Annotated in this window: 7 protein-coding genes; 2 read left to right on the top strand and 5 right to left on the bottom strand. The window is 39.7% G+C overall.

Annotation, left to right across the window (positions count from 1 at the left end; all coding sequences use genetic code 11):
* Positions 1-1,925 (top strand): M13 family metallopeptidase (locus L654_RS0101280; protein WP_024607011.1); only part of this gene is annotated, 1,925 nt, incomplete at its 5' end.
* Positions 1,926-2,000: 75 nt separating this feature from the next.
* Here the strand turns inward: L654_RS0101280 and L654_RS0101275 are convergent.
* The 4 genes from L654_RS0101275 to L654_RS0101260 form a co-directional block, all read right to left on the bottom strand.
* Complete coding sequence (locus L654_RS0101275) at positions 2,001-3,068, bottom strand: aminoglycoside phosphotransferase family protein (protein WP_024589903.1); 1,068 nt, start codon at positions 3,066-3,068, stop codon at positions 2,001-2,003.
* A 23-nt stretch (positions 3,069-3,091) separates the two neighbouring features.
* On the bottom strand, positions 3,092-3,490 hold the full coding sequence (mutT, locus tag L654_RS0101270) for an 8-oxo-dGTP diphosphatase MutT (protein WP_007582062.1): 399 nt from the start codon (positions 3,488-3,490) through the stop codon (positions 3,092-3,094).
* 68 nt (positions 3,491-3,558) lie between these two features.
* Positions 3,559-6,273: a preprotein translocase subunit SecA gene (secA, locus tag L654_RS0101265; RefSeq protein WP_024607010.1), complete on the bottom strand. Its 2,715-nt coding sequence runs from the start codon at positions 6,271-6,273 to the stop codon at positions 3,559-3,561.
* Between the two features lie 371 nt (positions 6,274-6,644).
* Entirely contained in the window at positions 6,645-8,672 is a 2,028-nt protein-coding gene (locus L654_RS0101260) for a methyl-accepting chemotaxis protein (protein ID WP_024589902.1), read from the bottom strand.
* Positions 8,673-8,788: 116 nt separating this feature from the next.
* Here L654_RS0101260 and L654_RS0101255 point away from each other — a divergent pair, with 116 nt between their 5' ends.
* Positions 8,789-9,559, top strand: a complete 771-nt coding sequence (locus tag L654_RS0101255) for an NADP-binding protein (RefSeq protein ID WP_008137681.1) — start codon at positions 8,789-8,791, stop codon at positions 9,557-9,559.
* Here L654_RS0101255 and L654_RS0101250 read toward each other — a convergent pair.
* Positions 9,556-9,964: aromatic amino acid lyase (locus L654_RS0101250; protein ID WP_029753438.1), on the bottom strand; the 409-nt coding region annotated here is incomplete at its 5' end. The genes L654_RS0101255 and L654_RS0101250 overlap by 4 nt on opposite strands.

Raw genomic sequence — 9,964 nt, 5'->3', positions numbered from 1 at the left:
ATATGGATAGTTCAGTACGCGCACAAGACGATTTTTACTACCATGTAAATGGTCAGTGGTTAGCTAAAACTGAAATACCAGGTGATAAATCTAACTACGGTTCTTTTTCGCAGTTATATGATGAGTCGCAAAAAGCGATGAAAATAGCCCTTGAAAGTGCAGCCGCAAACAAAGCCGCTAAAAAAGGCAGTGATGAGTATAAAATTGGTGCATTTTATAAAAGCTATATGAATAAAGATGCGCGTAATGAGCTAGGTATTACGCCATTACAACCGTCATTAGATACAATTGATAGCGTTAAATCTAAAGCTGATTTAGTGGGTTTAATGGCTAAAATTCAAAAACAAGGCGGTACTTTACCGTTTGGTTGGTTTGTAAATAACGATGCTAAAAACTCAAGCGAGTATGCATTGTATTTATCTCAGTCGGGTCTTGGTTTACCAGATCGTGACTATTACTTAAAAGATGACGAAAAATTCACTAAAATTCGCGCTTCTTACGAGCAATACATCACTGATGTTTTAGCAAAGTCAGGCGTTAAAAATGCAGCAGAAGCTGCTAAGAGCGTACTTGCATTTGAAAAAACACTAGCTGATGCTCAGTGGAGCCGTGTGCAAAGCCGTGATGCAACTAAATCTTATAACAAGATGACAGTAGCAGATGCAAGCAAGCTGATGGGTGACCTTGATTTAGCTGCATTCTTTAAAGATGCTGGCGTGAGTGCAAGTGACATTATTGTACGCCAACCTAGCTATTTAGAAGCACTTGCTACTATTTACAAAGACACTGATTTAGCGACGTGGAAAAACTACTTAAAATTTCATTTTGTAAGTGGTTATGCAGAGCTACTTAGTGAAGATTTAGTTAACCTTAACTTTGACTTTTACAGCACAACACTTCGTGGCGTAGAAGAACAAGCACCTCTTTGGAAGCAAGCGGTTGATGCATCTAACAGTGTACTTGGTGAAATTTTAGGTAAGGTATACGTTAAAGATAACTTCCCGCCAGAAGCTAAAGCACGCATGGAAGAATTAGTTGATAACGTAATTAAAGGTTACGGTGTTGCTATCGAAAATCTTGAGTGGATGAGCCCTGAAACAAAGCTTGCAGCGAAAGAAAAACTAGACAAATTTACGCCTAAAATTGGTTACCCAGACACGTGGAAAGATTACTCAGAGCTAGATATCAACTCAGATGAGCTAGTAGGTAACTACATTCGTTATAGCGAATGGGCATACGCAGACATGATTGCTAAATTGGGTAAACCAGTTGATCGCTCTGAGTGGCACATGACTCCGCAAACAGTAAATGCGTATTACAATCCAGTAAACAACGAAATTGTATTTCCAGCAGCTATTTTACAACCGCCATTCTTTAATTTAGAAGCGGATGATGCTGTAAACTACGGCGCAATTGGTGCAGTAATTGGGCATGAGCTTGGTCATGGTTTTGACGACCAAGGTGCTAAATACGACGGTGATGGCAACTTACGTAACTGGTGGAGTGAAACTGACCTTAAGCAATTTGAAGAGCGTACAGCGGCTTTAGTTGCACAGTATAACGAATATAAACCGTTTGAAGATGCAAGTGTTAATGGCGAGCTAACGCTTGGCGAAAACATTGGTGACTTAGGTGGCTTAACGGTTGCGCATAAAGCGTATATGCTGTCTTTAGGTGATAAAAAATCACCAGTGATTGATGGTTACACAGGCGATCAACGCTTCTTTATGGGTTGGTCACAAATTTGGCGTCGTAACTATCGCGATGAAGAGTTACGTAATCGTTTATTAACAGACCCTCATTCACCAAGTCACTACCGTGTAATCGGTATCTTGTCGAATATGCCTGAGTTTTACGAAGCGTTTGACGTAAAAGAAGGTGATAAAATGTATATCAAACCAGAAGATCGCGTAAAAATCTGGTAATTGCATATAAATAACAAAAAACCAGTAAGTTTTTAGCTTACTGGTTTTTTTGTATCTTGAATTTGTTCATTAATGCTAGCTCATTAAGCACTGGAGCATCCATTTTTCGTTACTGAGTATGTTTTTATAAAGCGCGAGTTGGCTTTGTGCTCGCTCTAAATTATGCTCTGGATGAGCCACTTTAAAGTACACATCATTATTTAAGTAATCAGTTAAAAAGCGCACACTTAACATGAGCGGCATTATTTTAGCGCCTAGCAGCAGGCTTTCTTGCTCTTTTGTACTCATGCTACTTTTTAATGGCGTTACATAGCCTTTAACAATGGCTGAAAATATATCTTTTCGAATAATAACGTTGTGTAAGTTTGTTGAATCCTCGGCTTCGGGGGAGCAGAAAGTGCGTACCATGTCGCCAAAATCATAAAGCCTAAATCCCGCCATGCAGGTATCTAAATCAATCACTGCTTTTGCTTTGTGAGTTGCACTACAAAACAGCATATTATTTATTTTTGTATCGTTATGACACACTCTAAGCGGTATCTGCTTAGCTATATTACTAAGCTCAGTAATTAAATGCTGCTGTGATAAGCAATATTCTATTTCGTCAGCGCAGTGCTTTACTCTATTTACAGAGTTATTTGTGATTGCGGTATTTAATTGCTCAAAGCGCATCGCTAAGTTATGAAAATCAGGAATTACAGTATGTAGTTGTTGTGTATCAAAATCTTGTAATGCATGAGCAAATACGCCAAAGGCGTAAGCCGCTTGCTCGCTCTGTTGCGCATTTTTAACAACGTCTTCGCTGTAACTGTCACTAATATAGTTGAGGACGCGATAATGCGCGCTATCAATTTCTATTAAGTGTTCGTTGTTTTGTATGGCTATATGCTTAACTGTTTCAAGGGGGTAATTATTTTGCAGTTGTTTAGCATTTAAATGCTGCTCAATTAGTTTTGCATTACTTACTAACTGAGCAGGGTATTTAAATACCTCAGTATTAAGTTTTTGCACAATAAACTGTTTATCAATACACGTAAGTAGCCATGTACTATTTATATGGCCGCTACCAATCACACTAACTTGAGTTAACTCAGGATTTAATGCTAATTGTTCGCTTAGCTTATTTTGTATTGAGATGTTCATTGCGCTCACTTGTACCTATTTTGTTATGCGTATCGGGCTACTATTTTCTCGATAATTTCAGCATTAGCTTCAGGAAAATCATAATTTTCTAATTCACTAATTGCTACCCATTCACTAGGTTGTCCTTCAGCGCCATGTGCTTCACCGCTAAAGTTACTCACTACGTGTACATCTAATTTAACGCACTTATCGCCGTAGTCATGTTCAATCACCATAAGTTGACTAGAGCTGTGAATTGTTAATCCAACTTCTTCAATAAGCTCGCGTTTAAGTGCAACAAAAACACTTTCACCTGCTTCTACTTTGCCACCAGGAAATTCCCATAAACCGCCTTGATGTTGTTCATCTGCACGTTTACAAATGAATATAGCGTTATTTTTCTTAATAACACCAACAGCTACATGTACAATTTCTATAGTCATTACTTTAAAACTCCATAAAAAAAAGCGACGCTAGCGCCGCTTTTTAATAAGCTAATAACAATATTGGGCTATTTTAATTTACCGCAACATTGTTTGAATTTTTGACCTGATTTACAAGGACAAGGGTCATTACGACCTACTTTTGGTTCTGTACGAGCCATTACAGTAGCTGTTTCTGGTGCTGGCGCTTCGCCACCTACTTGCTCAGCTTCTTCATGTTGGTATTCGCGAGGAGCATTTTCACTTTTACGGTGTTGCTCTTCTACTTTTTCAACATCTTCTTCTGCGCGTACTTGTACTTTACTTAGGATGCTTACAACATCTACTTTCAAGTTTTCAAGCATTTCAGAAAACAGCTCAAACGATTCACGCTTATACTCTTGCTTAGGATTCTTTTGCGCGTAACCACGTAAATGAATACCTTGACGTAAGTGATCCATAGCAGCAAGGTGATCTTTCCAATGCTGATCAAGACTTTGTAGCATAATCGCTTTTTCGAATTGACGTAAAACAGAATCGCCAACTTGCTCTTCTTTTTGCTTGTATGACTGCTCAACCGCCTGCTCAATACGCTCACGAAGTTTTTCTTCGTATAGTTTATTGTCATCTGCTAACCATTGAGTGATTGGCAACTCAAGTAAGAAGTCTTGTTTTAAACGCTCTTCAAGGCCAGGAATATCCCACATTTCAGCAAGGCTTTGCGGTGCAATGTACTGATCAATTACACTAGCAAGAACATCACCACGAATTGCTGTGATAGTCTCTGAAATATCGCCTTCTTCAAGTAGCTCATTACGTTGAGAGTAAACAACGCGACGTTGATCGTTTGCTACATCATCGTACTCAAGCAATTGCTTACGAACATCAAAGTTACGTGCTTCTACTTTACGCTGTGCATTTTCAATCGCACGGTTTACCCATGGATGTTCAATTGCTTCACCGCGTTGCATACCTAGTTTACGCATCATGTTAGTCATGCGTTCACCAGCGAAGATACGCATTAGTGCATCGTCCATCGATAGGTAGAAACGGCTAGAACCGGCGTCACCTTGACGACCAGAACGACCACGTAATTGGTTATCTATACGACGAGATTCGTGACGTTCAGTACCAATGATATGTAAACCGCCAGCATCAATTACCGCATCATGGCGAATTTTCCAAGCTGCTTTAATTTCAGCAATTTGCTCAGCAGTTGGGTTTTCAAGTTTTTCAACTTCACTGTTCCAGTTACCACCTAACACGATATCGGTACCACGACCGGCCATGTTGGTTGCAATTGTTACTGTACCTGGTAGGCCAGCATCTGAAACGATATCTGCTTCTTGCGCATGAAATTTGGCATTAAGTACGTTGTGCTTAATTTTTTCTTTGCGTAAAAACTGTGATAAATACTCAGAGCTTTCAATTGAAATAGTACCTACAAGTACCGGTTGTCCGCGGTCTTGACAGTCTTTAATGTCAATTAAAATTGCTTCGTATTTTTCTTCTTGCGTTAGGTAAACTAAGTCGGCGCGATCATCACGAACCATTGGCTTATTAGTTGGCATAACAACAGTATCTAGGCCGTAGATAGATTGAAACTCAAAAGCTTCAGTATCGGCAGTACCTGTCATACCTGCTAATGTTTCGTATAAACGGAAGTAGTTTTGGAACGTAATAGATGCAAGTGTTTGGTTTTCGTTCTGAATATTTACACCTTCTTTAGCTTCAACAGCTTGGTGTAAACCTTCTGACCAACGACGACCTTCCATTGAACGACCAGTATGCTCATCGATAATGATTACTTCGTTTTCTTTTACTACGTAATCAACATCTTTTTGGTATAGCTTGTGGGCACGAAGGGCCGCATAAACGTGACTTAGTAGCGTAATGCTTGCTGCTGAGTAAAGCGAATCGCCTTCTTCAATTAAGCCGCGTTCAGTAAGTAGCTCTTCTACTTTAATTTGACCACGTTCTGTTAAATGAACTTGCTTAGACTTTTCATCAATAGTGTAATCGCCGTCGCCTTCAACACCTTCTTCGTCTTCTTTTTCTTGAAGTTCAAGTAAAGGAACGATGGTATTTATTTCAGTGTATAGCTCAGAGCTGTCCTCAGCTGGGCCTGAAATAATAAGCGGAGTACGCGCTTCATCAATTAAGATTGAATCCACTTCATCGACTACGGCATAAAATAATGGACGCTGAACACGTTCATCAATGCTAAAAGCCATATTATCGCGAAGGTAGTCAAAACCAAATTCGTTATTTGTACCGTACGTAATGTCAGCAGTATAAGCTAGCTTCTTCTGCTGTGGCATCATACCCGGTACGTTACAGCCTATAGTAAGGCCTAAAAATTCAAATAACGCACGGTTGGTTTCAGCATCACGTTTAGCAAGGTAGTCATTCACAGTAATTACGTGAACACCTTTGCCTGTTAAGCCGTTTAAATAAGCTGGTAGGGTAGCTGTTAGTGTTTTACCTTCACCGGTACGCATTTCTGCAATGCGACCTTGATGTAAAACCATACCACCTAATAACTGCACGTCGAAATGACGCATGCCATTTACACGCTTTGACGCTTCACGTACCACAGCAAAAGCTTCAGGTAGGATATCGTCAAGGCCTTGTCCGTTATCGTAACGTTCTCTAAACTCAGCTGTTTTAGCTCTTAAATCTTCATCAGAAAGGGCTTCAAGTTGCGTTTCTAGCGCATTGATTAGCGCGACCGTCTTTCTTAAGTTTTTAATAGTGCGGTCATTGCGACTACCAAAAAGCTTGGTAAATAAATTAGATATCATGATAAAACCGTTACAATGTATTCTTTGTCAGCCGAGTATCGGCTAACCCATTTTTAACAATTGGTAATTAATATGTGCTTTTAAATAACACTTAGAACATATTAATTAGCAATATTGTATTAAACCGCTCAAAAAGCACTGTTTATTACGTGCGCTACTATACCAGACTCTGCCAAACAACAAACTATCTCAATAAAAAGATCTGTGTATAAAATCGAAAAATTTGATCTGGTTCGTAAAAATAACTTTGTGTTACTCAATTACAGTAAAAATAGTAGCGAACTGTAAAGATATGGTGCTAAATAAATTAAAAACAAGGGTTATAGCTGCGCTTAAGTTTGACGCTTAAACACAGCTATTAAATGAGTGTTTTATAATTTAAATTGGTTAACCGTTTTGTTAAGTGCTGCAGCTAAATCACTTAAGTCACGAGCTTCGTCAGCGAGGGTGTGCGCATGGTCAGCGGTACTGTTCACTAAGTTATTAATTGCCGAAAGGCTCGTATTAATATCTTCAGCAACGACTGTTTGCTCCTCAGTTGACGTGGCTATTTGATGACTTTGGTCTTGTACTTTAGTGACCGACTGCGCAATATTGTGAAGTGAGCTAAGTACTTCTTTAGTTTGCAGTACTGAGCCCTCGGTTTGATCTTGTCCTTGTTGCATCATCACTGAGGCCTGTTGAGCTATTTGCTGCAAGCGCGAAATCATATTACGAATATCGTCTGTTGATTCTTGTGTGCGACTTGCTAGTGAGCGTACTTCATCAGCAACAACGGCAAAGCCTCGACCGTGTTCACCGGCACGAGCTGCCTCTATAGCCGCATTCAGTGCAAGTAAGTTGGTTTGATCGGCAATTGAATTAATTACGTCGACTAGCGCACCAATGTTATTACTTTCTTGTTCAAGGCCTGCTACCACTTTAGATGCTTCGCCAATATGCAACGCCAGCTCAGTCATTACTTTTTGCGCCTGTGTAGAACGGCTTGCACCTTCAGCTGTAATTGCCTGAACTTCTTCAGCTGCGTTATTTGTATGTTGTGCATTACGTGATATTTCAAGCACAGTAGTCGCCATTTCAGTTACCGCAGCGCTGACGCTATCAACTTGCTGCTTCTCTTGCTGAATTTCAGAATTAGTTTGCTCAGAAACATGTCTTAGCTGAGCTGCTGCATTACTTAGCTGTTCTGCTTGCGCTGCGGTTTCTAGCATCATGGCGCGTAACTTATCAATAAAAGTGTTCATATGATTGGCCAGCTGTCCCACTTCATCTTGACTATTAATATCAATTTTTTGAGTAAGGTCGCCTTCGCCCGATGCTATATCACGCATAATGTGCGTAAGTGTTGTGATGGGTTTTGAAATCATATGGGTAGCCCATAAAATCATGGCTAATATAATAATTAAGATAATAACTACTGCAGTTGTTGTTGCGGTTACTGCGGCATTTACGGGCTCTTCAATCATGCTAGTAGGAATAAGTAGACCTACATACCAATCTATATAAGGCTGCTCTAGCTGCAGACGATGGTAAACCACATAAAACTGCTCACCTTTAAAAGTAACCATTTGGCTGCCTTTAAGGTTATTTCGCATTTGTGTATTTAATTCTTTAAAGCCTGCTGTATCTGTAAACTGTTGCTCAAGCGCATCGAGTCCTTCTTTACCGTTTGCACCTTCATCTGTAATTGAAAGTTTGTGTCCTGTGGCTTTTGAAAAGTGAACTACTTTTTGATTTCCATCGAGTAAAAATCCATAACCTTGGCCGTTAAAGCGAATATTTTCGACCATGTCGTTAATTTTGTTTAGTTGTAAATCAACACCGCCCATACCAATGAGTTTACGCTGTGCGTTATAAACAGGTTGTTGTACTACTGCGGATGCTACGCCTGTGGTTAAATCAACAGAGATTGGACCTACGTAAAGTTTGTTAACTTGCATGGCTTCTTGCCACCAACCACGCTTGTAGGCGTAATAAGGCTGGCCGTTGTAGTGACTTGTACGTTCATTTTCTTTAAAGTATTCACCGGTGGTTGCTGAGGCAAAAAAGGCCGATAAAATGTTTTCGTCATTTGAGCTTAAACGGACAAAGTCTTGGTTTACTTCGTTGTAGCCAGGGGCGCTTTCAAGTGCTTGATCGCGAGTATCCCAATTTTCAAAAAAGTTGATTAAATGTGGGTTATTAACAAAGGTTGATACCATTTTTCCGTACATCGCAAAGTAACTTTGCATTGAAAGTTGCTCGGTCTGTAGATAACTTTGCGCTTCATTTTCTATGTTTTCTCTAGAGAGGTTGGCAATGTGTTTAACAAAAAATGTTGAGGCAATAATTAGTAAAACGGTAATTGTTCCACCAATCAATAATAATATTTTCTTCCGTAATGATAAATTATTTAGCATGAGTACGCATATTTTTATTATTTATGAAATTATATCTAATCATATCTTACTTAAAATCTCTATAAAGTTAGATAGAAAGAACTAATTATGCGTTTAAAATAAAGGCTTATACAAAAATGACAAATAAAAGTAATAAATTAGTAGTATTAGGTGCAGGTTGGTTAGGACATGCGTTATGCGTAAGTGCGCAAAAAGCTGATTGGCAAGTACAAGGAACGCATAGAACAGATATACACGAGTTTGACTTTGAGCGTCAGTTTACACTTGAAGATGGGCAATTAAGACATCAAGTTGATTTACAAAATGCTTATTGGGTATGTGCTATTCCACCACGTAGCAGGCACAGTGAAAGTAATTATCCTGAAACACTCACCGCAGCGCTTAAGCTTTCAAAGGAGTTAAACGCAAAGGGCTTTTTATTATGCTCGTCAACCGGGGTATACGATCAAGAGCCTGGTGTATATAGCGAAAGTTGCGATATTTCATGCACAAACGAGCGCCAAATAAAGCTCTATGAGGCAGAAGAGCAAGTACTTGAGCAAGACGGGAAAGTGCTGCGTTTAGCTGGATTACTAGGGCCTAATAGAGAACCTGGTCGTTTTGTGGCAGGCAAAGAGCTTAATACATCAAGTGAGCAAGTAGTAAATATGGTGCACCAACAAGATGTAATTAATGCTATCTTTGCGGTGATAGAGCACTGGCAAGTAGGGCAAAATATTTATAATGTTGTTAATCCTGCGCACCCGACAAAAGCTGAATACTACGCAGTGAAGTGTGCAGAACATGGTGGCGAGTTACCACGCTTTACCAGTGATGATAAAGCTGAGCGCAAAGTTATTGGCTCAGCTATTGAAGCGCTAGGCTTTACTTACCAATATGGTATTTAATATGCTGAAGGCAGGGGACTGCTCTCTATGAAGTCGCATAGCTTACCTTCACTTAGTAATGTATTAGCAGCTTCGATATCGGGAGCAAAGTAGCGGTCTTTATCATAATAACTCACATGCTCGCGTAATAACGCTTTAGCGCTTTGCACTTTATTTGATGGTTCAAGCGGCTTTCTAAATTCTAGCCCTTGAACCGATGCTAACCATTCTATTGCCAAAACACCTTGGGTATTATTGGCCATTTCATCTAAGCGCCTTGCTGCAAAGGTTGCCATAGATACATGATCTTCTTGATTTGCAGATGTAGGCAAGCTATCGACCGAAGCCGGATGTGCTAATGATTTGTTTTCTGACGCAAGCGCAGCAGCGGTTACTTGAGCAATCATAAAACCTGAATTTACCCCG

It is taken from the genome of Pseudoalteromonas sp. TAB23 (assembly GCF_000498075.1).
Lineage (GTDB): Bacteria > Pseudomonadota > Gammaproteobacteria > Enterobacterales > Alteromonadaceae > Pseudoalteromonas > Pseudoalteromonas arctica.
The sequence above is the reverse complement of the archived record's forward strand: the minus strand, read 5'-3'. Positions and strand labels throughout refer to the sequence as shown.